The sequence below is a fragment of the Desulfovibrio intestinalis genome, assembly GCF_014202345.1.
In the GTDB taxonomy this organism is placed as follows: Bacteria; Desulfobacterota; Desulfovibrionia; order Desulfovibrionales; family Desulfovibrionaceae; genus Desulfovibrio; species Desulfovibrio intestinalis.
This window is the reverse complement of record NZ_JACHGO010000001.1, coordinates 418,508-445,460: the sequence shown is the minus strand read 5'-3', so window position 1 is coordinate 445,460 and position 26,953 is coordinate 418,508. Positions and strand designations below refer to the sequence as shown.

Annotated in this window: 23 protein-coding genes; 13 read left to right on the top strand and 10 right to left on the bottom strand. The window is 55.7% G+C overall.

Going from position 1 to position 26,953, the window contains the following annotated elements:
• Positions 1 to 25 precede the first annotated feature (25 nt).
• From HNQ38_RS01950 to HNQ38_RS01940, 3 genes are all read left to right on the top strand, one after another.
• On the top strand, positions 26 to 1,231 hold the full coding sequence (locus HNQ38_RS01950) for a quaternary amine ABC transporter ATP-binding protein (protein WP_183717708.1): 1,206 nt from the start codon (positions 26 to 28) through the stop codon (positions 1,229 to 1,231).
• Complete coding sequence (locus HNQ38_RS01945; RefSeq protein ID WP_183717706.1) at positions 1,221 to 2,063, top strand: ABC transporter permease; 843 nt, start codon at positions 1,221 to 1,223, stop codon at positions 2,061 to 2,063. The genes HNQ38_RS01950 and HNQ38_RS01945 overlap by 11 nt, the downstream gene beginning before the upstream one ends.
• A gap of 200 nt (positions 2,064 to 2,263) precedes the next feature.
• A complete protein-coding gene (locus HNQ38_RS01940) occupies positions 2,264 to 3,127 on the top strand; it encodes a glycine betaine ABC transporter substrate-binding protein (RefSeq protein WP_183717704.1) in 864 nt (287 codons plus the stop codon).
• Between the two features lie 253 nt (positions 3,128 to 3,380).
• Here the strand turns inward: HNQ38_RS01940 and HNQ38_RS01935 are convergent, their stop codons facing one another.
• Positions 3,381 to 5,471 carry a methyl-accepting chemotaxis protein gene (locus HNQ38_RS01935; RefSeq protein ID WP_183717702.1) on the bottom strand — a complete coding sequence of 697 codons (2,091 nt, stop codon included), beginning with the start codon at positions 5,469 to 5,471 and terminating at the stop codon, positions 3,381 to 3,383.
• 494 nt (positions 5,472 to 5,965) lie between these two features.
• Here HNQ38_RS01935 and HNQ38_RS01930 point away from each other — a divergent pair, with 494 nt between their 5' ends.
• From HNQ38_RS01930 to HNQ38_RS01920, 3 genes are all read left to right on the top strand, one after another.
• The gene (locus HNQ38_RS01930) at positions 5,966 to 6,961 is read left to right on the top strand and encodes an FUSC family protein (protein WP_183717700.1); all 996 of its coding nucleotides are present in this window, start codon (positions 5,966 to 5,968) and stop codon (positions 6,959 to 6,961) included.
• A gap of 297 nt (positions 6,962 to 7,258) precedes the next feature.
• A complete protein-coding gene (locus HNQ38_RS01925) occupies positions 7,259 to 7,948 on the top strand; it encodes a LexA family transcriptional regulator (protein ID WP_183717698.1) in 690 nt (229 codons plus the stop codon).
• 123 nt (positions 7,949 to 8,071) lie between these two features.
• Positions 8,072 to 8,650: a lysozyme inhibitor LprI family protein gene (locus tag HNQ38_RS01920; protein WP_183717696.1), complete on the top strand. Its 579-nt coding sequence runs from the start codon at positions 8,072 to 8,074 to the stop codon at positions 8,648 to 8,650.
• 169 nt (positions 8,651 to 8,819) lie between these two features.
• Here the strand turns inward: HNQ38_RS01920 and HNQ38_RS01915 are convergent, their stop codons facing one another.
• The 9 genes from HNQ38_RS01915 to mgtE all read right to left on the bottom strand — a co-directional run bounded on the left by HNQ38_RS01915 (position 8,820) and on the right by mgtE (position 18,038).
• Entirely contained in the window at positions 8,820 to 10,106 is a 1,287-nt protein-coding gene (locus tag HNQ38_RS01915; RefSeq protein WP_183717694.1) for a hybrid sensor histidine kinase/response regulator, read from the bottom strand.
• Positions 10,107 to 10,149: 43 nt separating this feature from the next.
• Entirely contained in the window at positions 10,150 to 10,623 is a 474-nt protein-coding gene (locus HNQ38_RS01910) for a response regulator (protein WP_183717692.1), read from the bottom strand.
• 39 nt (positions 10,624 to 10,662) lie between these two features.
• A complete protein-coding gene (locus HNQ38_RS01905) occupies positions 10,663 to 11,355 on the bottom strand; it encodes a sensor histidine kinase (protein WP_183717690.1) in 693 nt (230 codons plus the stop codon).
• Positions 11,352 to 11,750: a response regulator transcription factor gene (locus HNQ38_RS01900; protein WP_183717688.1), complete on the bottom strand. Its 399-nt coding sequence runs from the start codon at positions 11,748 to 11,750 to the stop codon at positions 11,352 to 11,354. Before HNQ38_RS01900 ends, HNQ38_RS01905 begins: the two co-directional genes overlap by 4 nt.
• Positions 11,751 to 11,752: 2 nt before the next feature.
• The gene (locus tag HNQ38_RS01895) at positions 11,753 to 13,516 is read right to left on the bottom strand and encodes a sensor histidine kinase (RefSeq protein WP_183717686.1); all 1,764 of its coding nucleotides are present in this window, start codon (positions 13,514 to 13,516) and stop codon (positions 11,753 to 11,755) included.
• Positions 13,517 to 13,597: 81 nt separating this feature from the next.
• On the bottom strand, positions 13,598 to 14,029 hold the full coding sequence (locus tag HNQ38_RS01890) for a DUF1634 domain-containing protein (protein ID WP_183717684.1): 432 nt from the start codon (positions 14,027 to 14,029) through the stop codon (positions 13,598 to 13,600).
• A 34-nt stretch (positions 14,030 to 14,063) separates the two neighbouring features.
• Positions 14,064 to 15,179, bottom strand: coding sequence for a sulfite exporter TauE/SafE family protein (locus tag HNQ38_RS01885; RefSeq protein WP_221277765.1), 1,116 nt, complete (start codon positions 15,177 to 15,179; stop codon positions 14,064 to 14,066).
• A 462-nt stretch (positions 15,180 to 15,641) separates the two neighbouring features.
• Positions 15,642 to 16,328 carry a response regulator gene (locus HNQ38_RS01880; protein ID WP_183717682.1) on the bottom strand — a complete coding sequence of 229 codons (687 nt, stop codon included), beginning with the start codon at positions 16,326 to 16,328 and terminating at the stop codon, positions 15,642 to 15,644.
• Positions 16,329 to 16,415: 87 nt separating this feature from the next.
• Positions 16,416 to 18,038, bottom strand: coding sequence for a magnesium transporter (gene mgtE, locus HNQ38_RS01875; RefSeq protein ID WP_246387933.1), 1,623 nt, complete (start codon positions 18,036 to 18,038; stop codon positions 16,416 to 16,418).
• A 257-nt stretch (positions 18,039 to 18,295) separates the two neighbouring features.
• Between mgtE and nadC the strand changes: the two genes are divergently transcribed.
• The 7 genes from nadC (at position 18,296) to argC (ending at position 26,825) form a co-directional block, all read left to right on the top strand.
• On the top strand, positions 18,296 to 19,168 hold the full coding sequence (gene nadC, locus HNQ38_RS01870; protein ID WP_183717680.1) for a carboxylating nicotinate-nucleotide diphosphorylase: 873 nt from the start codon (positions 18,296 to 18,298) through the stop codon (positions 19,166 to 19,168).
• Positions 19,169 to 19,210: 42 nt separating this feature from the next.
• Entirely contained in the window at positions 19,211 to 20,257 is a 1,047-nt protein-coding gene (locus tag HNQ38_RS01865) for a quinolinate synthase (protein WP_183717679.1), read from the top strand.
• Between the two features lie 10 nt (positions 20,258 to 20,267).
• Positions 20,268 to 21,902, top strand: a complete 1,635-nt coding sequence (gene nadB / locus HNQ38_RS01860) for an L-aspartate oxidase (protein WP_183717677.1) — start codon at positions 20,268 to 20,270, stop codon at positions 21,900 to 21,902.
• A gap of 101 nt (positions 21,903 to 22,003) precedes the next feature.
• Positions 22,004 to 23,539: a hypothetical protein gene (locus HNQ38_RS01855; RefSeq protein WP_183717675.1), complete on the top strand. Its 1,536-nt coding sequence runs from the start codon at positions 22,004 to 22,006 to the stop codon at positions 23,537 to 23,539.
• 262 nt (positions 23,540 to 23,801) lie between these two features.
• Positions 23,802 to 24,989 carry a pyridoxal-phosphate-dependent aminotransferase family protein gene (locus HNQ38_RS01850; protein ID WP_183717673.1) on the top strand — a complete coding sequence of 396 codons (1,188 nt, stop codon included), beginning with the start codon at positions 23,802 to 23,804 and terminating at the stop codon, positions 24,987 to 24,989.
• Between the two features lie 331 nt (positions 24,990 to 25,320).
• The gene (locus tag HNQ38_RS01845) at positions 25,321 to 25,644 is read left to right on the top strand and encodes a DUF1844 domain-containing protein (RefSeq protein ID WP_183717671.1); all 324 of its coding nucleotides are present in this window, start codon (positions 25,321 to 25,323) and stop codon (positions 25,642 to 25,644) included.
• 125 nt (positions 25,645 to 25,769) lie between these two features.
• Complete coding sequence (argC, locus tag HNQ38_RS01840; RefSeq protein WP_183717669.1) at positions 25,770 to 26,825, top strand: N-acetyl-gamma-glutamyl-phosphate reductase; 1,056 nt, start codon at positions 25,770 to 25,772, stop codon at positions 26,823 to 26,825.
• Positions 26,826 to 26,953: the final 128 nt, after the last annotated feature.

Genomic DNA, 26,953 nt, shown 5'->3' with positions numbered 1-26,953 from the left:
AAATGCCCCGGCAGAAGGAGGGTATATGGCAAAAATTTCTATCCAAAACGTTTCTAAGGTTTTTGGTCCACATCCCAAACAAGCTCTTGAGCTTGCAGCCAAAGGCGTCTCGCGGGCTGACATTCTGCGCAAAACCCGCACCACAGTTGCCCTGTTCGACATCTCTTTAGACATCACCGACAGTGAATTGCTTGTCATAATGGGCCTTTCCGGCAGTGGCAAGTCAACACTGTTGCGTTGCCTCAATGGCCTTATCATGCCGACTACCGGGCGCATTCTTGTGGACGGCGAAGACATCACCACCATGAACGATCAAAAGCTGCGTCATGTGCGACATCGCTGCTTTGGCATGGTCTTTCAGAACTTTGCGCTCTTTCCCCATAGAACGGTCTTGCAGAACACAGCCTTCGGCCTTGAGGTTATGGGAATACCCAAAGCCGACCGCCTGAAAAAAAGTGAAGAAGTGCTTGAACGGGTGGGACTGGCGCAGTGGAAAAATTCTTCCCCCGGGCAGCTTTCTGGCGGCATGAAGCAGCGTGTTGGCCTTGCCCGCGCCCTTGCCCTGGAGCCGGAAGTTCTGCTTATGGACGAAGCTTTCAGCGCTCTTGACCCTCTTATCAGGCAAGAGATGCAGGACGAACTGCTTGCGCTTCAGGAAGACATACAGAAGACCATTGTCTTCATTACACATGACCTGAACGAAGCTTTCAAACTTGGGGACCGTATCGTCCTGCTTCAGGACGGAACTGTCGTTCAGACTGGCACCCCTGAAAACATTCTGCAGGCTCCTGCCAATGATTATGTAGCCCGCTTTGTGGCCTCGGCAGACGCATCGCAGGTGCTTACAGCAGCCAGCGTCATGAAGCGCTCGGAAGATGTCGCGGTGCTGGGGCTGGACGGGCCTCGCGCTGCCCTTCGTAAAATGCGGGCCTATTCCATCGCGTCGCTTTTCGTGCTGGACAGGCATCGCCGCTTTGTTGGCGTCATAAACGCCGCAGACGCAAAACAAATGGTCACAGAAGGACGATCCGACCTCACTGAAATCACCAGCACAGACATTGTCACCGTCAGCCCCGACACCTCGGTTACTGAAATTGTGCCCCTTATGGCCGAACTGCCATATCCCCTGGCTGTGGTTGATGAACGCCGACGCCTTCAGGGCGTTATAGTTCGCGGCCTGTTGCTTGGCTCTCTTGTGGAGCACAGTAAGGGAGGCGCAAATGCTGCCTAGATTGCCATTGGCCAGCTATGTGGACAGCCTTGTGGAGTTTTTGGTTGAGCATGTTTCCGGCTTTACCCGCGCCGGATCAGAATTCATGCTGGGCCTGCTGGACAATTTCGAGCAGATGCTCCTTTTGCCGCCACCGTGGCTTTTCATCCTGTTACTGGCTGGTATTGCATGGTGGGTGACACGCAAACCCGGCCTGTCAGTGTTCGTCGTTCTGGGGTTCGGTCTGCTGTGGAATCTGGGCCTCTGGGTTCCTTCCATCAGCACTCTTGCACTGGTGCTTTCCGCCACCCTGCTTTCCGTACTTATTGGCGTACCCTGCGGCATTATGGCTGCAATGTACCCTGCGGTGCGCAAGGTGGTCATGCCTGTGCTGGACGTCATGCAAACCATGCCGGCATTTGTCTACCTTATCCCGGCCATCCCCTTCTTCGGTATTGGCAAGGTCAGCGCCGTGGTAGCCACTGTCATCTTTTCAGTGCCGCCAGCCATTCGCCTGACATGCCTGGGTATTCAGCAAGTGCCGCAGGACCTTGTCGAGTGCTCAGAAGCCTTTGGGGCCACACGCATGCAGCGCCTCTACAAACTGGAGTTGCCTCTGGCCATGCCCACCATTGTGGCAGGCGTTAACCAGACCATCATGCTGGCCCTCTCTATGGCCGTCATCGCGGCCATGATTGGCGCACGCGGCTTGGGCGGCGAAGTGTGGAAGGCTATTCAGCGCCTTAATATCGGCATGGGATTTGAAGCCGGACTTGGCATAGTCATTGTGGCCATCACCCTTGATCGGCTGTTCCGCGCTCTGGCCCAAAGAAGTTCAGGCAAATGCGCCTAGCGCTGAGTAGTTTTGAGCATATATGCTCTCAAAGTCTAAAGCACACGCGGTACGGCGTTTAATCGCGCAATAAATAGCGCGTACGCCTCCACGGCTGGTGTCTGCTCATGCCGCCGCCAGAGCGTTTCAAGGTAAACATGCTCTGGCCGAAAAACCACGCGGCTGCGGATACTGCAACAATATTCTTATAAGGAATACCAATGAAATCTCGCATACTGGGCCTTGCCCTGGCTATAGTGATGCTGTTCGCCGTTGGCGCAACAGCCAAGGATACGAATGAGAACAAGAACCTCAAACTGGTCTATGTGGAATGGGACTGCGCCAATGCGTCAAGCCATCTGGCCAAAGCCGTTCTTGAAGACAAACTTGGCTATAAGGTGGAGCTGCTGCCAGTTACGCTTCCCATCCTCTGGACCAGCCTGGCCACTGGCGACGCCGATGCTATGGTGACAGCATGGCTGCCCAATACCAATAAAGACATGTACGACAAGTACAAAGATAAGCTGGAAGTGTTGGGCAAGCTTACGGATGGCGCACGGATTGGCCTTGCCGTACCCGATTATGTTCCCCTGCGCTCCGTGGAAGAGCTGAAAGCCAATGCCGGCAAATTCAAGGGGCAGATTATTGGCATTGATCCCGGCGCGGCCATCATGCGTCTTACCGAAAATCTTCTGAAAGATTACAGCATAGATAATATGGAACTGATGGAAGGCAGCGATGCCATCATGACATCCAGTCTGGCCGAGGCTATCCGCAACAAAAAGTGGATTGTGATCACCGCTTGGTCGCCCCACTGGCTTTTTGGCCGCTGGAACCTGCACTATCTTGAAGACCCCAAGGGGAGCCTTGGCAGCGAAGAAGCCATCTATAATGTTGGACGCAAAGATCTGAAAAAAGACCATCCTGAAGCACATGCCTTTTTGTCCAAGTTCGCCTTCACTGGCGCAGATCAGTTGCAGCAGCTCATGGCCTGGAATCAGGAAAAGGGTGCAGACCCGATGAAAAACGCCCGCAGATTCATGACGGAGCACCCGGAAATGGTGGAAGCCTGGCTGAAAAAATAAACTGCCATACCCGCGCCGCAGGCATCGCACCCCAATGCGTGCATATGATGCTTTTGTGCAATAGAAAAACCCCCGGCGCCGTTGCTGCGTCGGGGGTTTTGTATGTTTGGTGCCGCCCTGGCAAAGTAATTACGAGATACACGTTATTGTTGAAGAACGAACCCTTTATGCAGGGACAGTCTTATTATACTCGACCGGAATAACGCTGAAATTCATCGCAAATCAACTGGAAAGGCGCGCGCAAAACCATTGCCTAGGCTTTCTTCATATTACTGATAAGCGCGCTCAACCGATGGGCCTGCTGCGCAAGTTCGGTAACGGCTTGGGCGGCTTCGCTCATGGCCTGGGCGGTTTGCCCGGACATATCGTTGACCTGCACAATGGACTGGTTGATTTCTTCGCTGGCGGCAGACTGTTCTTCACTTGCCGTGGCGATAGCCCGTACCTGATCTGCTGTAGTTTCCACATTGCTGACAATTTGGCGAAGAGCCTCGCCAGATTGCCGGGCAAAGCCCGTGGCGGTTTCAACTTCCGTAAGCGCCTTGTCCATACCGCTCACGCTTTTGGCTGTACTTTCCTGAATGGCCTTGATGGCATTGCCCACATCCTGAGTGGAGGCCATTGTCTTTTCAGCCAGTTTGCGCACTTCGTCGGCCACTACCGCAAAGCCGCGTCCAGCATCGCCAGCGCGTGCAGCCTCAATGGCGGCGTTAAGGGCAAGCAGGTTGGTCTGGTCGGCAATATCAGAAATGACGCCCATAATGCGGTTAATCGCCAGGGCGTGCTCATTCAGCTGAGACATATCACCCTTGAGCTCCATAGAAACGCTGTGCACATGGTCAATGCTCTCCAGGGCCTGCCGCACGATCTGCGCTCCGTTTTCGGCATTGCCCCTAGTTTCATCTGACATGGACGAAGCAGCGGAAGCATTGCCAGCAACTTCGCGCACGGTTGCGTTCATCTGGTTCATGGCTGTGGCGGCCTCACTGAGGCGCGTTGCGGATTCCGCAGAAATATGGTCCGACTGCGCAATACGGGCCGAAAGCTGATTGGATGCGGAAGAGATGACCAACACCACTTCTTCCAGCTGCCCTGCTGCGGCCAGCATGCCGTCACGCCTTGCGTTTTCAGCCTGTTGACGGGCAGCCTCTGCCTGTTCTGTGGCAGCCTTGGCCAGCAGGGTTTGCTCTTCGGCTTCGTTGCTCTTTTGATGCGCGGTTGTAATCATGTTTTGCAGATTGGTGACCATGTTGAGCAACGAATGGCGCAGTTCCGCCAATTCTCCGTAAAAGTCACGCGGTTCCAGATGCACATCAAGGTTGCCCTGAGAAATCTTGTCTGCCTCTGCAACGATGAGGTGCAGGGGCCGATTGATGGACCGCACGATATACCAGGCCACTGCCAGCATGATGAGAGTCACTATGCCGTAAATGATTGACACAGAACGTATGGCTTCGTTGGCGCTGGCAAAAATTTCGCTCTCGTCCTGAATAACCACAATCTTCCAGCCAAAGCTGGTTGTAAACACGTTGGCTCGAACAGGCACATCTTTTATGCGGGTGAGCACAAGGCCATCCTGCGTGCTGAACAACTGCTCCAGCCCGGGATCCTTGACTTCCGTGCCAATAACCTTGCCCGTGAGATCTTTATCTCTTGGATCGCAGAGAATGCGCCCCGTATTTTCAATGAGCATGAAATAGCCGGTGCTTCCGAAATTCAGTGAGGTAAATTTTTCTGAAAGCCCGTTGAGTGAAACGTCCACCCCCAACACGCCCTTGATTGCACCCTTGTCGCTGCGAAGGATGTGTGTAACAGCCAGCACCATTTCGCCTGAAATGGACAGGTAGCTGTTGGCAAGCCCCATAGGTTTGCCGGAATTCATCTGCCCCACATACCAGGGCCGCTTGGAAGAGTTGAATCCGGCGGGAATCGGGCCTTCCTTCATTGAGGTTCCGTAACTGCCGTCAGGGTACCCCGCATAAACTTCCGCATAGGCAGGATTGGCCTCAGCCACGCGCGCAATGAGCATGGCTGCTTTGGCTGCCTCAGAATCAAGGTCAGAGCGCTTGTAGGCCGTTTCACTGGTTTTGTTTACATAGATGGGAAAAAGCCCTTCTGCATTAATAAGAACCTCATCAGCTGCCAGAACTGCAAGATTGCGCTCAGCCTCGCCAATAAAGCCTTCAATATAGCTTCCCATAATCTGCAATTGCTCGTGGGAAGCTTCCATGTAAGCCTGCTCGGCATTTTCACGCATTTTACTGGTAACATAAGGAATGGTGCTGCCAGCCATGACAATGATTGTCAGCAAAAAACCTAATATAACCCTGGCCTTGATTGTCATGTGCAGTTCCTCCTCTGCCTGCTCTCACCGTGCAGGCAATCTCAGGCAGCTTCTCTTGCGTTCGGGGCAGTCCGCTATTCTCTTAAAGACAAATCATCACAATATGATAATCGCCCGAATATCTTATTCCTTAAGAGCGTTACAAAAAGTAATTGGTAAGTTTGTCAAAAAAGCCAACCCGACAGATCTACTACCTGCTTGATGTGAATATGACGTGTATTTTTTGTTTCGCTATTTGTACAAATAAATAAATTCTGGTCAGAATTGTTTATCAGACATGCTATGTCAATAACATTTAATTTTGAATTAAAGGCAGACATATAAAGACAGCTGGATATAAAAACAACCAATACAGCTCTTACTTCAGTTTATCTATCTGTATTATATTTGCAAGTTCGTATTTGACCTTTGATAACAGGCTACTGTATCATATCACCAATAATTATCAGTAATAAACGATATAACCTGCCATTACATATTTCTCCGGAGCCTGCATGCCCATCTCTTCCCAGCATCGTAACTTCATGGTCCGAGGCGTTCTTTACATGCTGGCCATGTGCATTCCCATTATTATCAGCCAAGTCTGGAATAAACCGGAAGTTGCTTTGCTTGGCGCACTGGGGGCGCTGTTCGCCCTGTTCATTGCGCCACGTTATAGCCCTTTGCCACGCGTATTATGCATAGGCGCAGGCGGCCTGCTCGTGTGCATAGCCGCTTCAGTGGGCGTTTTGACCCAAGGCAATAACAATCTTGCCCTTATTCCTCTGGTACTGTTCAGTTGGCTTGCGGCTCTGCCCCGTCCAGACCAGGCCTACCTCAGCCTTGTAGTCAAAAACATGTCCGCGGCCGCCCTGCTTACGCACTTTGGTATGGCCAACTCTTTGGCAGCAGCAGAACTTTTTATGGCGGGTCTGGCCTTTGGTGCGCTGCTCAGCGTGCTTGGCATCCAGTTTGGCAGCGGGCAAGGCGATGGAGCAAGCCCCTTTGAAGAGTTCAAGGCGTTCAAAAGCGGAGCCATGAATGACTACCTCTTCGGTATGGCAGTGCCGCTGACGGTTCTTGTCTGTACCCTGGCTGCGCGGGGCCTGAACTTCAGCCACCCCGCGTGGGTTGGCCTGACCGTGCTTTTTGTCATGCACAGTAACGGCGCAACCGAACTACGCCGCATCCGTGACCGCGCCCTGGGTACAGTGCTGGGCGTTATAGCGGCGGCTCCTGCTGTTTTCAGCATACCCACCCCTCTGCCTCTTGCCATTGCCATCGGCCTTGCAGCTCTTTTCATTCCTTACGCCCAAGCCGGGCATTATATGCTGTTCAGCTTCATCATCACCTTCATCGTGCTGCTGCTCATTGATCTAGCCATGCTGAATGCAGGAGGCGACATTTCTTTACTGAGTTGGCGGTTGCTTGATACCATACTGGCTTGCGGTGGCGTTCTTATATCCAACATGATTCTTCGGCTGATAGAGCGCAAACGAAGTCATAAGTAAAAGCATATAAAAGCACTTAGACGGGTGAAATAATAACAATTAAAACCTGTCACTTACCATTTAAACATTGTAATTAAAAGTACGTATAAACTTTTAGTTGATAAAAACCTTGCCAGCCACCAACAAGATTGTTAACCTGAACCTAATACATCTGTTTTCGCAGGCATTGCAGCCATGCAGGACAGTCGCTGTACCCACCACAAAAAACTTTTCAGCCCGCCTTATGTGGGCTGACCCAAGCCCGCCGCGCGGCATGCCCAGCTTGAAGGCACGGTTGACGCGGTTTGTGAGACAGTCATGACTGATAAAAATGAATTTGAAACAACCTTGCAGAGGCTTATGCTGGCTTTGAACGCCTCAACCGATGCAGAGCTGGCCCGTGCCCTCGGCATCACACCGCAATCTGTCAGCGGCGCACGCAAACGTGGAGAAGTGCCACCTGCCTGGATTCAGACCTGCGCGGCAGAAACCGGAGTAAACGCCCACTGGCTGTTTTTCGGCAGCGGCCCCATGCGTCTTCCTGAAGCGGCAGACGGTGAACTGCCAACCAGCCCCGCCGACTGCGAAACAGATCTTATTCATGTTCCCCTGGCTGAAGCCCGCCTTTCTGCGGGCACGGGCAGCCTTGAAGTCAGCGAACGCAGTGATGACAGCTACGCCTTCAGGGGAGATTTTTTACGCCGCAAAGGCAACCCCAGGCGCATGGTTTTGATGCGTGTATCCGGGGACAGCATGGTACCTGAAATTTTTGATAATGACCTTGTGCTGCTGGACAAAGGACAGACGGAAATCAGCCCTGGCCGCCTGTATGCGGTTGGCTTTGAAGACGCCATTTATATCAAGCGGATAGACAAGGTGCCCGGCAAAATCATATTGCACAGCGTCAATCCGGCCTATCCCCCCGTCAACCTTGATTTACGCGGCGACATAGCCGACCAGTTCAGAGTTATCGGCAGAGTTCTCTGGTCAGGAAGAGAATACCGCTAAGAACTGCACTGGCAAAAACATAACCTTCTGATTAAATCAGATTATGCCCTTGAGCCCCTTGCGCCCCTCTGGCCGTGCGCGTACACTGAAGGCATAATTGTTATTTCCACTAAGGAGTGCAGGATGTTGCGAAACTGTTTGGCGTTTTTTCGCGTAACTTTGCCTGTTTTTACCATTCTGGCTCTGCTGGCTTTTGCCTTGCCCGCTGTCAGCGCGGAAAACCGCACTAACGCGCACCCTGCCCCCCCTACCGCCGGACAGTCCACTACCACTAATGGTAAGGAAGCTCCTGCCAGTGATACGACCGCCGCCGTAAAGGCAGACCCGGCGCAAGACAAAGAGCAAGACGATATTTCGCCGGTTCAGGCTGAAAGCCTGTACAGCACTGAATACCAGATATGCATGGACAGCGCCGCCGGAGTGACCACAGAAATGCAGGACTGCATCAACACAGAATTGGGGCGGCTGGAAAAAATTATTGCTTTCAAGCAGGTAGCGCTGGCTCCTGTGCTGGGGGAAGAAAGAAGCAAGTCTCTGCATGAAGCCGTCACTGCCTGGGAAGCCTTGCGCAAGCATGGTTCAGCGACCATGTATGACCCTGACGGAGGAACACTTTCTCCGCTTATCGCCTCGCTGTGGCATCTGGAACAGACCGCACGCATGGCACAATGGCTTAACAGTCTCGCTGAAAGTGCTGAATAAGGTTTTTTGCCAACTGGACACAGCCTTGAAAACAACTTCGGCGGCTAGCTAGCCACCCTGTGCTTCCCATCAGCCAGCATTTTGAATCCCTGATAATAAACAAAGATCCCGGTCAAGGCCGGGATCTTTGTTTATTGGCGTATCGTTAAAACGCCGCCGGGGGCGGCCATCAAAGGCCGCCGCCCGGGGGAAGGTCGCCCACAACCTGACCGGTGGTTGAGGGCATTTGTGCCAGAGGAAGGCTGAGACAGAATACTGCCCCGCCTTCCTGGCGATTGGCGGCGGAGAGTTCACCACCGCGCGCGTGCGCCAGCGAACGGGCCACGGCAAGACCGAGACCCGCATAGCGGCCCATGTGGGATTGTGTGGCAGGACCGGGGCGCATGGTGCTGCCGTTGTGACCGTCATGGTATTGGACATGACCGCCGCATCCGCTTTGAAGGGCACGCGAACTAAAAAATGGCTCGAAAATATGGGGCATTATGTCCGGCGCGATGCCGGGGCCGTTGTCAGCCACGAGCATATCGTACCAGCTCCTGCCCTGGCCGTCACGCCTTACCCTGGCCGTCACCTGTACAAATCCACCTTCGAGCATGGCATCCAAAGCATTTTCAAATAGATGCAGGAATATCTGCCGCAGCTCTGGTGCGGACCCCCAAGGTCGCCAAGCGCCTTCAACAACCAGATCATCCGCCGCAGCTTCTCCTTCTGGCAGGCGAGCGCCTGAAAGATCCACCTGATAATGCAGCCCTGCTGCCTCTGATCTGTGCCGCAGCAGATCTATAACTTCTTCAACGATCGCCGCTACGTCCAGCGGACCAGTACGCGCGTCCAACCCATGCCCAACCATGAGCAGCTTGCGGGTAATCTCGCGCACGCGCAGGCTTTGCGTGCGTATGGTATTAACGGCCCCGCGCAGTTCATCAATATCCGGCAGAGCTTCAGCTTCCGGCTCTTCCAGGCAATCGCGAATAAGACCTGCAGCCTGCACCACGATATTCAGCGGGTTGTTCACTTCGTGGGCTACACCTTCTGCCACTCGGCCCAGGCTGCGCCAGCGCGCGGCTTCTGCCAGACGGGCAGCTTCTTGCCGCACGGCTGCCCGCTCACGCGCCTTGTGGCATTCTTCCAGCACCTGCTCGATGTCCACAGGCTTGGAGAGCCAGTTGAAAGCCCCTCGTCGCATGGCCTGCACGGCCTTCCCCATATCTGCCGCGCCGGAAAGCATGACCACGTCAGTTTGCGGGTGCTTTTCGCGTATGATCTTGAGTAGGGCCACACCGTCCATGCCGGGCAGGCCCACGTCAAGAAACACCAGCTCAGCAGGCCACGCGTGCAAGATATTCAAGGCTTCGTTGGCATCGTGGGCCGTGCGCGTTTCCATGCCGCGCAGGCCCAAGCGCTGAGCCAAAGGCCCGGCAAAAGCCAGTTCGTCGTCAACAATCAACACGCGCATGGACGCTCCCATAGAGCGGCCCTATCAGGCCGCCGCCATTTGTCTATTTTTCGTGATCTTGCAGGATATCCTTTTCGTTCAGCACATCGCGGGCGGAATCAAAGTCGCCGCCTTCAGCCAATGACACTGCCACCATGGCATTTTCCAGCTTGTCCCGGTAAGCCATACGGATGCTGCTGAGCAGTTCGTCAATATCCATAGGTTTGCGCAGGAAGTTGTAAGCGCCCATGCGGTAGGCGGTCTGTTCTTCGGCATCACCGCCGTGCCCGGTCAGGATGATGACCTGCACCTGCGGATTGCTTTTCTTCACATTGCGCAGCACTTCAAAACCGTCCATGCCGGGCATGCGCAGGTCGAGCACGATAACGTCCGTGGCATGTTCAACAGCACGCAGTGCTTCAGGCCCGTCGTAAGCCACTCTGGCGGCAAAACCGCGCATGGCAAGACGCTCGGCCAGCGTGTCCACGAATTGTTTTTCATCGTCCACCAGCAGGATCTTGATGTCTTCCTTGGTCATGGAGTTCTCCTTGAAGGCCCTGGCACATGCCGGAGCAGGTTATGCTGCATCTGAATCGCAGGCGGAAAGTGAAAGAAAGAAGCGCGGTCCCTGTTCACGCCACGGCATGAGCGCTGCCCGCCAGCCGGGGCGCATACCGCTGAGCATGGGGCTGCCTGTCATGGCAGCCAGGGCCAGCTCACGATTGGCCCCTTCCAGCACTTCCACCACAATGCCTTCTTCCTTCTGCCGTCGCCCGGCGGTAAAGCGCAGCTGCACCTGACCGCCAACGGAAGCACAAAGGTCGAAAATTTCAAGCAGGGCGCGCAGCACATCCATTGGGGGCACCGCCGCCCAAACAGGTTCTGCGCTTTCGCCGCTTACAAGGTTTATCTGGGCCGCGCGGGCCTGCCGCGCTGCCAACAGGCAAAAACTGCGGTTAACGCGAACAAGATCGCAGGGGCCGCCATGCTCGCCGCTTTCCGCACCGCCAGATTGAGCCAGGTAATCCATAGCTTCCGCCAAGGCTGCTCCCTGCCCCACTGAACGCTGCACTTCGGTCAGTGCTAACCCAAGCCTTTGCTGCCCGGCGGCTGCATCACTATTGCCCCCGGTTTTTCCACTGCCAGAAGCGTCTGCCAGTGCGGCCAGATCTTGCGCAAGCCCGGCAGACTCGCGAATCACCGCAAGCACGTTGCGCATGTCGTGTACTGCCGAGGCCAAGAGGCGTGCCGTGCATTGACTGGTATTCATGAACGGCCTCCTTGGCGGGACTCGGCCGCGCGGCCTTCGCGAACGGCGGATTCCAAAGTTTCAAGAAATACGTTGAAACTCAATGGCTTGGTAAGGCAGGCATAGGCCTGGCAAACTGGGGACAAGCCCGTGTCATCCACAACTTCATGCCCAGTGAGCAGAATTATGGGCAGACCGGGCTGAACATTTTTGAGGCGGCGCAAGACTTCATCGCCAGGCAGACCGGGCATAAGCAAATCTAGCACCACCACATCGGGCGTATCTTCAGCGGCGGCATTCAGGGCAGCAATGCCGTCAAAAACCACACGCACGCTGTGCCCGCGCAATTCAAGTCTTTCCGCAAGGGTTTCCACAAAGTCTTTTTCGTCATCAGCAAGAAGTATGCGCAGCGCCATTTCTATACCTCCACAGAGCCGTCGGGCGGGGTCAGGGGCAGGGTTACACGCACTGTGCTGCCGCGGCCTTCTTCGCTCTCCACGAAGATTTCACCGCCAAGCCGGCGCACAATGCCGTAGGTGATAAACATGCCAAGCCCCGTGCCCTTATCTTTTTTGGTAGAATAGAACGGCTCAAAGATATGTCGCAACACTTCCTGAGGCATGCCTTTGCCATTATCGCGCACGGTCACTTCAAGCGCGCATTCTCCCGCCGGAACGCATTGCACTTTCACAAAGCGTTGCTGCCCGTCCTTGGTGTCGCTGGGAAGCGGGCAGCCCGTCACAGCATCCAGAGCGTTGCCCACAATATTCAAAAAAATCTGCTGCAATTGACCACGATCTGATACAATTTCGGGCAGGTTGGCGGCCAGATCCATCTCCAACTTTACGCCCCTGTTTTTGGCTTCACGCTCAAGAAAAGACAGCGTTTCAGTAATGACTTCTTCAATGTGCAGGCTCTGCCTGTTGGCCTCCATTCGCCGGGCGAAGCCCAACAGCCTGTGAGTAATGCCACGCGCCCTTTCTACTGTGCTTTCAATGCCTTCCAGCAACGAATTAAGCCTTTCCTTGTCCTTGCTCTCTTCGCACACCTTGCCCATGTTGATGAGATCACGCGCCAGGCCAGCTTTTTCATAAATGACCGCCAACGGGTTGTTTACCTCGTGGGCCACCCCGGCTGCCAGTCTGCCAATGGAAGAAAGCTTCTGGTTGTGCTCCATCTGGGCGAAAACTGCCACACGGCGCTCGTCACTGGCCTGCAGCCTGTTGACGAGTTGCTTCATGAGCAGTTGCGACACCAGAACGATAAGGGCCACACCACCGCAAAGAACAAGCAGCAGCTCGGTGCGCAAAGCCGTCCAGGGACGGAAGGCATCAGCCACAGGTTTGACCGCCAGCAGCGTAAAATCCGTGCCAGCCAGCCCGCACGAGGCAACCATAAGTTTACGCCCGGACGGTTCGGTCACGGTGCGCACAACTGTTTCAGCGGTAGCCTGAGGTACGGGCAGGGGGCAGGGATCCAGAGCTTTGCCGTAAAGGTGGGAGTCTGTCTGCAAGACTCCCTCTCTGTCTACAAGAAAAACGTCGGTATCCTGTTCCGGCCCCACAGCGGAGAGCACCTGTTGCAGGCGCAAAGTATCGACCGCCACCCGCAAGGTCCACGAAAGGCCGCTTTCTTCCATTCTGTGAACGGCTATGACCATATGCGGATAGCCGCGGTACCCCAGAAAAACATTGCTCAGATAACGGCTCTTGATCTCTGTTTCACGCAGCCAGGGCTTGCCCGCATAGTCCACGCCCTTGAGCTTGTACGGCCCTATGTAGGAAATCTGCATGCCCTCGGAATTTACCAGCCCCATATCCACAAAGCCCTGAAATTCACTTCTCAGTGACAGGAACACCCTGTTGAGAGTGCGCTCATCCGCCAGATCCTTAAAAGTATAAGCATGGGCGATAAAGCTAACTGTGGATTCACGTTCGCCCAGATAAAGCTCCAGCGCCGCTTGAGACTTGCGGGCCAACGCATAGATGGGACTTTCCATCTCGCGTTCCAGAGTTCTGGTATACTGCACATGGCTTATGCCCGAGAGCAAAAGCAGCGGCGTTACAGACACCACCACCATAAGCATGGTCATAAGCCGCCGGAGAGAGCGGTACCGGGCCGGGGATACGGCCTCGGGCACTTCCAGCAAATGCGCGAACGTGTTTTTTATGACGGCAAACATGGTTCCTCCGAGGTCTGCGCCGCAAGGCGCTCTGAGGTGCTTCAGACGTGCGTTTCCGCAGCGCAGACCTTGGTGAGCGGGCTAATGCGCCCCAGCTACCAGAACGCCGGACGCAGCCAAACTCAGTACCAGCACTTCAGCAATGGCAATACACATCATGAGCCACTGCTTGCGCCGGGCCAAGCTCCAGGCAAGCTGCACAAAGCAGAAGATCGTCAGGGCCGCTAGAAAGGCTATGCCCAAAAAGTTGCATATATCGCCTTTACCTACGAGAGCAAGCCAGCCCCAGCCCTGAGGAATATTTCCGGCAGCACGGTAGGCGGCAGCGCTGTGCGTCCACAGGCGCGGCATTTCATCAAGGGGAATCTGCGGTTCAAGCACGCCAAACACATAGAGCGCATACGTGATCAGCATCGTCACAAAGCCGATGAGTGAACCGTAGAACAGCGTATCAGCATAGCGCAGTTGCGCCGGTGAAGCCTTGATTTCGTTCTTAACATCCATAGTATTCATACTATCCTCCCAAAAAGTCCAGTCCGGGCGAAAACTACCAGCCCAGGCCCTTCATGAGGGCTTTGACGCCGGAGAAAAGAAGCACAAAAATCACCATGTAGCGGATGAATTTGGGCTTGGCCACGGCAAGCAGGCGCACACCGACCACTGAACCGAGCATGAGACCCACAATGGAGGGAATTGCCATAAGGGGAATAACGCAGCCCTGATTAAGGTAAACCCAGGCAGCGGAAGTATCCGTAATGGAAAGAAGGAACTTGGATGTGCCCACACTTACCTTGAGCGGCGCGCCCATGAGCAGGTTGAGCACCGGCACGTTGGCCCATCCGGCTCCAAGGCCGAACATACCCGCCATAATACCAATAACAATAAAGAGCAGAAGGCCCGCCAGCGTGCGGTGGGTTTTCCATTCCACCACTTCACCTGTGCTGGGCTCAAGAAAAACTCCATCCATGCCCAGGGCCACACTAATGGCATCCTGCTTGTTCACCACGGGCCGAACGGAGTTTTTGGAAAGCAACAAGAGCACGGCGATGGCTAAAATGGTACCGCCAAGGCAGGTCTGAATGATATGCGTGGGCAGGGCCAGCCCCAGCATGGCGCCCACAATGGCGCAGGCAGACGCGATCAGCGCCACGGGGAGAGCCAGGCGCAAATTTGCGAAATTACGACGCAGCAAACCGGGACCAGCAGCCAATGCGCCTGCCAGAGCAACCAGCAGACCAGCACCGCGCACGAAGTCTAGATGGAAGGGGAAGAAGCCGCTAACCAGCGGCACAAAAAGCACGCCGCCGCCTACCCCGGCCATAACGGCAATTATGCCAAGAATGAAGCAGAACCCCAGCAAAGCAAGGGGCCAGAACCACCAGGGATGGTTATCCACCGGGGCCATGTCAGCAGCCTGTGCAGTGGGTTGCGCGGTCTGAAGGGCTGCCGCATCCGCCGGAGCAGCTGTGGCGGGAGCCACAACGTCAGCGGAACTGGAAGCAGGAGCCGAACTCTGTGCAGCGGGTTGGACCTGATCCCCATTCTGGGCCAAGGCCGCCATTGGTGCGGCTAAAAGCAGAAAAAGCATGACGGGCAACAGCACGAGCATTGCCGCATAGTCCCTTGCGCCTCTTTTGAGGTATTCACGAAAAACACAGGCCATTGTCTCCCCCTTGCGCCCTTGACCGACGCATTTGTTTTTTCGGTTAGGGCAAGACTAGGCTGGGCAGCCTGCCCACACCATCGGGAGAATCCTGATTTGTGAAAGAAAGTTCTAAGGATTTTCCCCAGGCAGACACACGGATTGCAGGCCCGGCTGAAAACCGTGCACGGCGGGGAATCAGAGGGAATAGTGGAAGAGGTAATTTGACGGCGGCGACGTCATTTGCCCTTATTGAAGGCAAAAAACAGCCAATGCAAATCGGCCTGCTCGGCACAATATATTGCGAATTCCAGGCAGTCATTGCCAGATGAAGTCTTGTTATATCAAGAAGAACTGGGCTGTTATGTAGAGAATGTACTTTGGAGATATTCGACCGGAATAATAAGAAGAAATTCGAAGCACAAAGAGCTGAAAAGGCCTTTTTGACGGCACTGCCCAGAGCCCTTCAACTTTGAAAATACGTCAGACCTTGAGCAGACCGTGGCGGATGGCAATCTTGACCAGATCCCCCACAGATCCGGCCTGCAGCTTGGTGAGCAGGTTATACTTGTGGGTTTCAACGGTTTTGGGGCTTATGTGCAGATCGCCAGCAATGGCCTTGATGCTCTGGCCGTCTGCCAGAAGGCGGAATATTTCCTTTTCCCGAGGCGAAAGAGCACTCAGGTCGCCAGCCCCTTCGCCGCCAAAATCATCTGCGGCCTGACGGCGCTCTCGCAACAGGGCCGCCAGACGCCCCCCGGGGTCGGAAAAACTCAGGAATATTTCACCCTGGCGCACACTTTCAATGGCGCGCAAAAGCACACCCGGCTGTTCAGATTTGCGCACATGGCCCATGATGCCGATATCAAGAAGTTCCGGCAGCCAGCGCTGATCCTCATGCCCGGTATAAATAAGAATGCGTGTTCCAGGGCGTACTTCGAGCACGGCGCGAGCTGTTTCAACACCGTTCATGCCGGGCATGCCCAAGTCCAGAACCATAAGGTGCGGAGCCAAGGATGCGGCCAGAGCCACGGCTTCTCCACCTGAAAGCGCCATACCCACTACCCGCAGATGAGCGTAGGGAGCCAGCAGGCTGCGCACGCCTTCCATCAGCAGTTTGTGGTCATCTACCAGCAAAATGCGGCAAATTTCATGTTGCGCCTGTGCCATATGCCTGTCCAGTCTCCCGGCTTCGCAATTGCCGCCTGCCAGCATAAAGACAGACTGCCTGCAACGGGCGATTCAGGTTGTGCAGAGCTACAATAAAAAGAGTGATGCCAGCCCGAGAAAAATGAAAAAGCCTGCGCCGTCTGTGATTGTGGTGAGAAAAATACTGGAAGCATGCGCGGGGTCACGCCCAAGGGCGCGAAAAATAAGAGGTATAGAACCGCCAGAGATGGCCCCCAGCAGCATATCGCACATGAGCGCCCCGCCCATAACAGCGCCAATGGCCGCCACACCCGTGAACATCCACGCGCCGATAAAGGCTGTAATAGCCATAACGACACCAGTGACAAGGCCAATCTTGCCTTCGCGCACAACGGCCATCCAGGCTTTTTTCTGGTCAAAACGGTCTGTGGCCAACTGGCGAATCATAACGGCCAGAGCCTGCTGCCCCGTATTGCCCGCCTGATTGGCCACCATAGGCATGAGCACGGCCAGCACGGCCATTTCGGCTATGCTGCCCTCGAACATATACACTACCGAAGCTGACAGGGCCGAGTTGAACATGTTCACAAAGAGCCAGGGCAGGCGCTTGCGCACGCTTTCTTTCCAGGGCGTGTCCACGCTTTCTTCCGGGTCAGCGCCCACCATGCCCAGCATGTCAGCGCTGGCCTCTTCGTGCATGATGTCCATAATATCGTCATAGGTGATAACACCCATGATATGCCCGTCATTGTCCACAACAGGCATGGCCATGAAATTGTAGTGCGAGAGCAGGCTGGCCACTTCACGTCTGTCAGTATCGTAGGTAACGCTGATAACGCTTTGCCCGGATACCGCGTCGCCCACAATAGTGCCGGGGCGGGCCAGCATAAGGTCGCGCAAGGAAAGCACGCCTACAAGCACGTCGTGCGAATCTACCACATAGCCGTAATAAGGGCTTTCTTTTTCAGACATCTCAGCGCGAATATGCGCAATGGCCTCATCCACAGTCTGGTTGCCTTCCAGCAGGATGAGCTCGGTGTTCATGACACCGCCAGCGGAATCCGGGTCGAAATTGAGCAGGCTGCGCAGTTCGTCGGAATCTTCGCGGGTCAGCTTTTCCAGCAGAGCGTCGCGGTGGTCCTCGTCCAGCTCGTCCAGAACGTCGGCTGCGTCGTCCGGGGACATCTCGGCAATGATCTGGGCGGCAACGTCCGTATCCAGATTTTCCAGCACATCGACGGCCATATTGCCGTCAAGTTCAGCCAGGGCTTCGGCGGCGTCTTCCTTGGGCATGCGAACAAGAGTGCTCACCTGCCTTTCAAGGCTCATATTCTCAAGATGGTCGGCCATGTCGGCCGGATGGATGAACTCCTGATCCATAAGTTCGGGATCGTATTCCTCGTCAATGGAATCAGAAGAACTTGAGGCAGGATGCGCCGTGGGAGTTCCGGCCTTTATGGGATTAGATACAGGGGGCACCGCGTCCAAGTCGCGTTCGACGCCAGAACTGGCATCAGATATGGCGTCGGCGTAATCTTCAGCATACCCGCTGCCCGTGCTTGCAGCTTCGGTACGGTCATTTTTGCACGAGACGGCGTTCACGGTTGCGGATTTTACGAACGCGCTTGACTGCGGGTCCGTCAGTGAAGCCGCAGGCTGAATTCCACGGGTTTCTTCCCGCTCCATGCCTTCTTCGGCTCCAGTGTGCTGCTTGTCTTTGTAATCTGCCATAGCGCGCCTTTCATCCAAAAAATACGTCCCGAAGGAGCAATAATGCCGTAAACTGCGCCTTTCAGACGGTAAGACGCACATGTGAAAATGCTCTCTAGGTTCACGCGGCTTGACGCGACGCACTGGGCATTCTATCTACTTCAAATAACCCGCACAACGGCGCAATCCGCCGTGTGAGGGCCATCACGCCGTATGTGGCGTCTGGCCACGGCGGGCGCCCTTTCACTTAGCATGCGTAAGAAATGGGGACAAGCGCAATGTATACGCCCTGGGCCGCTTTTTTTTCACCGGAAGGACAGCGGCTTCTTCAAAAATGCATCGATCTCGCCCTGGAAGAAGACGGCCCAGAACTGACCGCCTTGGGCCTTTTTACTCCCAACGCGTACCTGCATGCCGCCATACGCGCCAAACAGGACACTCTGGTGGTGGGCCTTCCCGTTATTGGCCCGGTGTTCCGGGCTCTGGGCTCACCCTTCAAGTGGCAGGCCCTGGCCGCCGAAGCTGCCCCGGTACCCGCCATGACAGAGGTGGCCCGCATCACTGCACCAGCCGTGGCCATGCTCAAAGCCGAGCGCGTTATCCTCAATTTTATAACCCACCTTTCTGGTATAGCCAACCTTACAGCGTGCTACGTGCGCGAACTGGAAGGCACGGGAGTGCGCCTGCTCGACACGCGTAAAACCACTCCCGGTATGCGCTGGCCCGAAAAATACGCCGTACAGGCAGGCGGAGCCTGCAATCACCGCAAAAATCTTGCGGAAATGCTCATGCTCAAGGACAACCACATCGACGCCGCAGGTTCTATCACCGCTGCGGTGGCGGCCTTGCGCGCCCGCTACACCCCCTGCCCGCCCATTGAAGTGGAATGCCGCACCCTCGATCATGTGCGTGAAGGCATTGCCGCAGGCGCCGACCGTATTATGATGGACAATATGGACGGTCCGCTTCTGAGCCAAGCCCTGGCCCTGGTGCCAGAAGGCATTGAAACAGAGGTGAGCGGCGGCGTACGTCTGGAAAACATTCGTGAACTTGCCCTTACTGCTCCACGCAGGCCTGACTTCATTTCTGTGGGGCGGCTTACCCATTCTGCCGTTGCGGCAGACTTCAGCATGACCCTGCTGCCGGCCTGAAACCGCCAGGGTCAGCACCTTTTCAGTACAGGGAACAAGACCATGCAAAATATCAGTGCCGAAATTCAGGCTATCAAGCGACAATTGGGCGACAAGCTCTGCATCATGGGGCACCACTACCAGAACGATGCCGTGGTGCAGCACTGCGACATCGCCGGAGATTCACTGGAACTGGCTCGCCGTGTGCCGCAGGTAAACGCAGACTACATAGTATTTTGCGGCGTCTACTTTATGGGCGAATCTGCCGCTCTGCTGGCCAAGCCGGGGCAGGCCGTCTACCTGCCAAGCATGGACGCAGACTGCCTTATGTCACAAATGACGCCAGCGCCCCTGGCCCGCAAGGTTCTTGAACAGCTTTACGAACGTGGCCGCAAGGTTATTCCTTTGGCCTACGCCAATACGGATCTGGCCCTCAAGGCTGTGGTGGGAGAATACGGCGGAGCCGTCTGTACCTCGGCCAATGCGGGCGTCATGCTGCAATGGGCCATGAAGCAGGGAGACGGCGTGCTTTTTCTGCCCGACAGGCACCTTGGCAACAACACGGCGACGGCTTTGGGCATTCCCCCGCAAGACCGTCATGTGCTGCGCATTGGCTCCAAGGGCTTGGTTGATCCTGAAACCCTGCCTCTGGACAAAAAGCTGCTACTCTGGCCGGGCTGCTGCGCCATCCATGCCCGCTTTGACCCCGATGATGTGCGCGAAATGCGCGCCGCCCACCCCGGCTGCCGCGTCATTGCCCATCCAGAATGCCGTGAAGAAGTCATTTCCGTCTGTGACGGCGCAGGCTCCACATCCTTCCTTATCAAGGACGCGGCCCGTATAGCCGCCGAAGCTCCGGGCACGACCCTTATTGTTGGCACGGAGAACCACCTTGTGCACCGTCTTGCCGACCGCTTCAAGGACCAGTGCCGCATCATCCCCTTGGGCCACGCCGTTTGCGGCAACATGGCCAAGGTGACGGAAAAGAAACTTTGGACTATACTTACTGAAATTGTTTCGCAAAAAGCCATCCCTCTGGCGATCGAGGAGGAACTCTGCCCCCCCGCCCGTCTCTCGTTAACCCGCATGCTGGAAGTATGCGGCCAATGAGGTTAGCACAGTGAATGTCAGTCGCCGTCATGTGCCCGTATTGATTATCGGTTCGGGCATTGCCGGATGCACCGCCGCCCTGACCCTGGCCGACGCCGGTTATGAAGTGCTTATTATCAATGCCGGAACCCAGTTGGCTGACGGCAACTCCGAACTGGCGCAAGGGGGCATCATCTACCGTGCCGATCCTGACGCCAACGGAGATATCAATGGCTCCGGCAAGCACGAGGCCGGGCCGAATGATGATGCTCAGGCCCTTGAAAAGGATATATTTGTAGCAGGCCATAACTATAACTATGGCAAGGCTGTGCGTTTTCTATGCGATCAGGGGCCAACGTGCGTTGACAATGTGCTCATAGAGCGCGCCAAGGTGCCCTTTGACCGTAATGAGGACGGCAGTTTTAACCTGACCCGTGAAGGCGGGCACTCTGCCCCGCGCATCCTGCATTGCCGTGATTATTCGGGGCGTGCTATGATGGACGGCCTGACGGCTCAGGTTCTGGCCCACCCACGCATCACGCGCCTGCATCGGCGCGCCGCCATTGACCTCCTTACCAGCCATCACCACGCCAAGGGTTCGCAACTCCGCTACGAAGTGGACAACCGCTGCCTCGGCGCATATGTGCTCAACGAAGAAAGCGGCGAACCTGAAACGATTCTGGCCGACTGGACAGTGCTGGCTACCGGCGGCGTAGGGCAGGTGTTCCTGCATTCCACCAATGCGCAGGGCTGCGTGGGCACGGGCGTGTCTATGGCCTTTCGCGCTGGCGTATCCCTGGCCAACCTGGAATTCATGCAGTTTCACCCCACTGCCCTGTATGAGGAACGCAGCACCCGCCGCTCCCTCATTACCGAAGCTATGCGAGGTGAAGGCGCGCGCCTGCTCAACCACAAGGGGCAGGCATTCATGAAAGACTACGATCCGCGCGCCGACCTGGCCCCGAGAGACGTTGTTTCACAGGCCATGATGGACGAAATGCTGCACAATGGCGCGCCCTGCCTTTTCCTGGATGTGAGCGGCGTGCAACAGGATTTGCCCACGCGCTTTCCCACTGTTTTCCAGAAATGCCTTGAAGCTGGCATCGATATACGCCGGGAGCCCATACCTGTTGTGCCTGCCGCGCATTACTTTTGCGGCGGCGTTCTCACCGACGTACACGGGCGCACGTCCATGCGCGGGCTTTATGCCATTGGTGAATGCGCCTGCACGGGCCTGCACGGAGCCAACCGCCTTGCCAGCACGTCCCTGCTTGAGGCCCTGGTGTGGGGCGTCAGCTGCGGCAAGGATCTTGCCCACCGCCTCAATGCCGAAGACGGCCTGCCCCAGAATCTCATCGCCTCCATCCCTGACTGGCTGCATGAAGGCGACGAACGCCGTGACGACCCGGCCCTGGTTGCCCAGGATTGGACCAATATCCGCAACACCATGTGGAACTACGTGGGCATCTCACGCACTGATGCCCGCCTGCGCAGAGCCTTTGAAGACATGCGCGACCTCGTGCGGCATATTCACGATTTTTACAAGCACACACGCATTTCGCGGCGTCTGGTGGACCTTTTCCACGGTTCGCAAACCGCCTATGTCATTACCCAGGCAGCCATGCGTAACCGCACCAGCCTGGGCTGCCACCACAGGGTGGATTGACGGCGGCCTGCTCATAGCGGGGCCATTTCTGGCATGCGTGCCCAGCGCAAAGCATGCGATACACCGTACGCCATACCAACCAACGAAGGAATAAACCTGTAATGAAAAAACTGCTGAAAACTCTGATACTACTGGCAGTTATTATTGCTGTCGGCCTGACAGCGCTGGGTTTCGGACTGCGCTCATCCATAAAGGAACAGCTTCTCAGCGGGCTTGGCAACATGTCCATTGACCCGCAGGGCAAGGCCTACACAGCCACCGCAGATCAGGTGGATTTTTCGCCTTTCACGCGTGAGGTTTCCATCCGTGGCCTGTCACTGCGCGGCGAACAGGCAAGGGGACCGGAAACGTGGCTTGTTTCCGAAGCTTCATTCCGGTTGCCAGTGCGCATGTTGCTGGTTCTCACACCCCTGCGCGACATGGTTCTTGACGGCAACAACCTTGTGGATATTGCTGAAAATGTGGTCGTGCGTAACGTCACGATGACCACTCCCAACAGCAGGGTCACTGTGCAGCGGGAAGAAATCGACGTTATTCGCGCCAAGCCCTTTGTGGTGGCCCAGGCTCTTGACAAAAACGAACCCATCGACATGGTGACCGCCACATACAGCATGGGGGCGGACAATACCCGCGCCTACTTTGTCAATGCGGAGGTTATCGACGCCAACGGTCCAATCAAGGTAAGTTTTAAAGAAATGCACATGGCAGGTTGGCAGGAACACGCCATTGCAAGCCTTGCTATCGATGATCTTGCTGTTCGGGTCGGCGGCGCGCAGGGGCTGGCCATCGGGCATCTTCGTCAAGAAGGCATCTTTTTGCCTGAAGAAAATCTCATGCGGCAGCTTGTGATCCTCAGTGAAGATCCTGAATCGCCGGAAGCCCAGCAGCAGCTTATGCCGCTTGTAGAAAGCATGTTGAATGCAGAACCGCCCTTACTGCGCAAATTCCAAACTACAGACATGAACTTTGCTGTGGAAACAGGCGCCGTGCAGGTCAAGGATGCCCAGTTTGAATGGCTTTCCAATGCGCCCTCGCACACCCGCAGCAGCATTACTGGCCTTACTGCCCCCTCCAGCCTGCTGTATGCGCTGCTGGAACTGACCCTGCCCCCCCTCAATATGGATATGGCTTTTGAGTCCCAAACCAAGGGCGCTGTCAGCCATAAAAAAGCCACAATACAATCCGTGGGCATGGGGCAGCTTGAGTGCTCCCTGAACATGAGCGAAAAGCCCGGCGCTCGTATGGCGGAAGACCTTCTTACCCAGAGTTTCAGTGACTTTACCCTGAACTACAAGGATGAAGGCGCTACCGCATGGCTGGGCCTGAACATTTCTCCCAGCGTGCCGCAGGCAGTGGCCACGCTTGAAGCCCTTGCCGCTTTGCCCGGCATCAAGGAAACCCCGCAGAACAAGGCCATTCGCCAAAGCCTGCAAGCTTTTGCGGCCAAACCGGGCAAGCTTGATATTCAGAGCACACCCGGACGGACGGTTCTTGTGCTTGACCTCATTGCCATGCTGGACAATCCCGGTATGTTGCTTACCTTCACTGCAAAGCAGGGAGACCGTAGCCTTGCGGAACAGATGGAAGGCCTGAAGCTGCCGTTTGAAGCTGTGCGGGCCATGAGCACGCAGCAGTAAAGTGTGGTGTCACATCTTGCGGCGGAGCTTTTAAGCCGCCGCAAGGTGATAAACATGCTGCAAACAACTTTTGAAGCCTGTATGCAAGACGCCGCAAAACCGACGTATACGCCCCAAAAGCTTGACGCCGGAAGCGCACGGGCGCAAACTGCATGACTGCAATATTTTTGACGCCATGCCCCGATGGATAAGACGGCAACCGCACACTACGGCGCGACAGGACTACGCATCATCCGGCGCATAAACCACGAGGAACAGCCACATGCTCAACAAGTTTCGCCTGCTCACTCCCGGCCCCACGCCTCTGCCGGAGCGCGTGCGCCTGGTTCTGGCCAGGGACATGATCCATCACCGCAAGGGTGAATTCAAAGAGATCATGGCGCAGGTACAGGTAAGCCTGAAAACGCTTTTTGGCACTACCAGCACAGTGTTGCCCTTGTCCTGTTCCGGTACGGGCGCAATGACGGCGGCTGTTTACAATCTCTTTGCCCCCGGCCAGAAAGTGCTGGTGATTGAGGGCGGCAAGTTCGGCCAGCGGTGGCGTGAAATTGCCCTTTCGCACGGCCTTGAGGTAGAATCCATTGTTGTGCCCTGGGGTAAAGCTGTCGCACCGCAGGCTGTGGAAGCGGCCCTGAAGGCTGATCCGTCCATCGCTGGCGTGCTTATTCAGCTTTCTGAAACGTCTACGGGCGTGCTGCATCCTGTGGAAGAAGTGGCCCGCATCACGCGCAACAGCGAAACGCTGCTGCTGGTGGACGGCATATCCGCAGTGGGGCTTTCCCCCTGCCCGATGGACGCCTGGGGCGTGGACTGCCTGCTCACTGGCTCGCAAAAAGGCCTTATGCTGCCTCCTGGCCTCGCCCTGCTGGCCCTGTCCGAAAGGGCGTGGGCATGCGCCGAAAAACAGACGCCGGGCTGTTTCTATTTCAATTTGATCAAGGAACGGGAGTACGTTCACAAGGGCCAGACGCTCTTCACTTCCCCCGTGGGGCTTATCCTTGGGCTCAAGGAAAGCCTGGATATGCTGCTTGAGAACGGCCTTAGAGCTCTTTATGCCAAGCAATGGGCGCTGACCATGCTGACCCGCGCCAGCCTTACGGCTATGGGGCTGGAGCTATTTGCCAAAAAAGACTTTGCCTGGGGCATCACCAGTGTGATGCTGCCTGACGGCGTTGACGGCGTTGAAGTTCTGCGCATGGCGCAGGAAAAACACGGCGTGTCGATGGCAGGCGGGCAGGACCACTTCAAGGGCCGCATGGCGCGCGTTGGGCACATGGGCTGGGTAGACTGGGCCGATGTGGTTGCCGGTATTTACGCGCTTAATGACTGCCTGTGCTCCGTGGGCGGATATTGTGGCTCACGTGATTACATTGAACAGGGTTTGGCCGCCTACCGCGCCGCTCTTGCGGGCGAACCGGGCGAACCTCTGCCCCTTGTGTACAACAGTTAGGGCATTTAACGTAAAAAAGCCCACATGCTCTAACGTTGCGCAAGCGCACAGCGTGCCGCAACAAGTGTATATTCTGCCGAAAGTTGTACTTTGGGCAGAATGACAGCTTTGAAATGTAAAGTATTTCAGAGCTAATCGGCTCCAGAGCAGTGCTATCGAAATACGTTGCTTAACGTTGGCCAAGGCAGCTTGCGCCTGGTTTGCAGCAACGATTTGAGGACAAATACCCAAAGCATTTCAGGTGTGAGATGCTCTGTAACTTGTCCTTACCACTTACCTGGTGCGGCCTGCCGTGCCTGACAAGCCAGGCGCCCCGCGCCACGAGGTCACCATGAGCCAGAATTCCTGCGGATGCTCATCCGGGCCTATGCCTGAAGTGACGTTTTCTACGTTTATTCTTTCTCTTGCTTCTTCCGCTCTGGTGCACTTGGGTGAAGTTCCCAACCCGGAAACCGGAAGTATGGAAACCAGCCTGCCTATGGCCAAGCACAGTATTGACGTGCTTGAGATGCTGCACATGAAGACACAGAACTGCCTTGACGATCAGGAGCGCAAGCTGCTTGAAAGCATTCTGTTTGAACTGCGCATGAAGTTTGTCATGAAATGCGGGCCCAACTGTGAATGCCTGTCCGGCAAGGATCAGAAGCCCGCATAAATTTCGCGCATGCGCCCACGGGCGCTGGCGGCGAACATGTAATCAAAAGGCGCGTCTGTCTTACAAGCGGCGGGCGTTGTGTACAATTTTCAGATGCCTTGACGGCGTGCAAGAAGGATTGGGGCATGAAGACATTCAAAGCTGGTCTGGTGGGTATTACGGGGTATGCGGGCATGGAACTGGCGCGGCTTTTGGTCAGCCATCCGTCTATGCGCCTAAGCATGGCCTGTTCGCGGGCCGAGGCTGGCAAACGCCTTGGCGAATACTACCCATTTCTGGAACACATGCCCGGTTCGGATGTTGTCATAAGCGTCTTTGATGCAGAACAGGCTGCCAAAGAATGTGATGTGGTTTTTCTTGCCGTGCCTGCGGGTACAGCTATGGACATGGCCGCGCCCTTGCTGAAGGCCGGAACCAAAGTTGTGGACCTTTCTGCCGATTTTCGCCTGCGTGACCCTGAAATCTATACTGAATGGTACAGGCACGAACACACGCACAAAGACATCCTGCCCAGAGCCGTCTATGGCCTGCCGGAACTCTATGCTGCGGAAGTGTCGCGCGCCAGCCTTATCGCCAACCCCGGCTGCTATCCCACATCGGTGATTCTGGGCCTCTACGCGGCAATAAAGAACGGGCTTGTTGAAACAGACGATATTGTGGTGGACGCCAAGTCCGGTGCTACAGGTGCGGGCCGCAAGGCCGCTTTGGGAACGCTTTTCTGCGAAGTGTCGGATAATTTCCGCGCTTACGGCCTGCCCACGCACAGGCACACGCCGGAAATCGAGCAGGAGGTCTCTCTCCTGGCTGGTCACGAGGTGCGCCTTTCTTTCAACACCCATATTTTGCCGCTCAACCGGGGTATTTTGTCCACCATTTATACAAAACTGAAGAACCCTGCCACAACGCTGGATCAAGTACGCGAAGCCTTTATGGCCACCTGGGCGCACAGCCCCTGGATACGCGTGTTGCCCAAGGGATCTTTGCCCGAAACACGCTATGTGCGCGGCAGCATGTTCTGCGATCTTGGTCTTGTGGTAGACCCCCGCACAGGCAGGCTCACCATTTTGTCTGCCATTGACAATCTGTGCCGCGGCGCTTCGGGGCAGGCTCTGGCCAATGCCAACCTTATGTGCGGTCTGCCCGTGGGAACGGGGCTGGATATGCTGGCCCCCCTGCCCTAAACAGCAGGCAGTGAGATAAATTTTCTAATAATATCAGCTTACCCTGGCGCAAGTTTTGTAATAAAACAGCACGGCTGAACAACGCCTGCCTTTGGGGTAAACGCCAACTTGGCTCATACTCCGGCAGC

Excerpts from the sequence above, each read along its gene's own strand:
- HNQ38_RS01950 (WP_183717708.1), top strand. The coding sequence starts at position 26 with ATGGCAAAAATTTCTATCCAAAACGTTTCTAAGGTTTTTGGTCCACAT.
- HNQ38_RS01945 (WP_183717706.1), top strand. The coding sequence starts at position 1,221 with ATGCTGCCTAGATTGCCATTGGCCAGCTATGTGGACAGCCTTGTGGAG.
- HNQ38_RS01940 (WP_183717704.1), top strand. The coding sequence starts at position 2,264 with ATGAAATCTCGCATACTGGGCCTTGCCCTGGCTATAGTGATGCTGTTC.
- HNQ38_RS01935 (WP_183717702.1), bottom strand. The coding sequence starts at position 5,471 with ATGACAATCAAGGCCAGGGTTATATTAGGTTTTTTGCTGACAATCATT.
- HNQ38_RS01930 (WP_183717700.1), top strand. The coding sequence starts at position 5,966 with ATGCCCATCTCTTCCCAGCATCGTAACTTCATGGTCCGAGGCGTTCTT.
- HNQ38_RS01925 (WP_183717698.1), top strand. The coding sequence starts at position 7,259 with ATGACTGATAAAAATGAATTTGAAACAACCTTGCAGAGGCTTATGCTG.
- HNQ38_RS01920 (WP_183717696.1), top strand. The coding sequence starts at position 8,072 with ATGTTGCGAAACTGTTTGGCGTTTTTTCGCGTAACTTTGCCTGTTTTT.
- HNQ38_RS01915 (WP_183717694.1), bottom strand. The coding sequence starts at position 10,106 with ATGCGCGTGTTGATTGTTGACGACGAACTGGCTTTTGCCGGGCCTTTG.
- HNQ38_RS01910 (WP_183717692.1), bottom strand. The coding sequence starts at position 10,623 with ATGACCAAGGAAGACATCAAGATCCTGCTGGTGGACGATGAAAAACAA.
- HNQ38_RS01905 (WP_183717690.1), bottom strand. The coding sequence starts at position 11,355 with ATGAATACCAGTCAATGCACGGCACGCCTCTTGGCCTCGGCAGTACAC.
- HNQ38_RS01900 (WP_183717688.1), bottom strand. The coding sequence starts at position 11,750 with ATGGCGCTGCGCATACTTCTTGCTGATGACGAAAAAGACTTTGTGGAA.
- HNQ38_RS01895 (WP_183717686.1), bottom strand. The coding sequence starts at position 13,516 with ATGTTTGCCGTCATAAAAAACACGTTCGCGCATTTGCTGGAAGTGCCC.
- HNQ38_RS01890 (WP_183717684.1), bottom strand. The coding sequence starts at position 14,029 with ATGAATACTATGGATGTTAAGAACGAAATCAAGGCTTCACCGGCGCAA.
- HNQ38_RS01885 (WP_221277765.1), bottom strand. The coding sequence starts at position 15,179 with ATGGCCTGTGTTTTTCGTGAATACCTCAAAAGAGGCGCAAGGGACTAT.
- HNQ38_RS01880 (WP_183717682.1), bottom strand. The coding sequence starts at position 16,328 with ATGGCACAGGCGCAACATGAAATTTGCCGCATTTTGCTGGTAGATGAC.
- mgtE (WP_246387933.1), bottom strand. The coding sequence starts at position 18,038 with ATGGCAGATTACAAAGACAAGCAGCACACTGGAGCCGAAGAAGGCATG.
- nadC (WP_183717680.1), top strand. The coding sequence starts at position 18,296 with ATGTATACGCCCTGGGCCGCTTTTTTTTCACCGGAAGGACAGCGGCTT.
- HNQ38_RS01865 (WP_183717679.1), top strand. The coding sequence starts at position 19,211 with ATGCAAAATATCAGTGCCGAAATTCAGGCTATCAAGCGACAATTGGGC.
- HNQ38_RS01855 (WP_183717675.1), top strand. The coding sequence starts at position 22,004 with ATGAAAAAACTGCTGAAAACTCTGATACTACTGGCAGTTATTATTGCT.
- HNQ38_RS01850 (WP_183717673.1), top strand. The coding sequence starts at position 23,802 with ATGCTCAACAAGTTTCGCCTGCTCACTCCCGGCCCCACGCCTCTGCCG.
- HNQ38_RS01845 (WP_183717671.1), top strand. The coding sequence starts at position 25,321 with ATGAGCCAGAATTCCTGCGGATGCTCATCCGGGCCTATGCCTGAAGTG.
- argC (WP_183717669.1), top strand. The coding sequence starts at position 25,770 with ATGAAGACATTCAAAGCTGGTCTGGTGGGTATTACGGGGTATGCGGGC.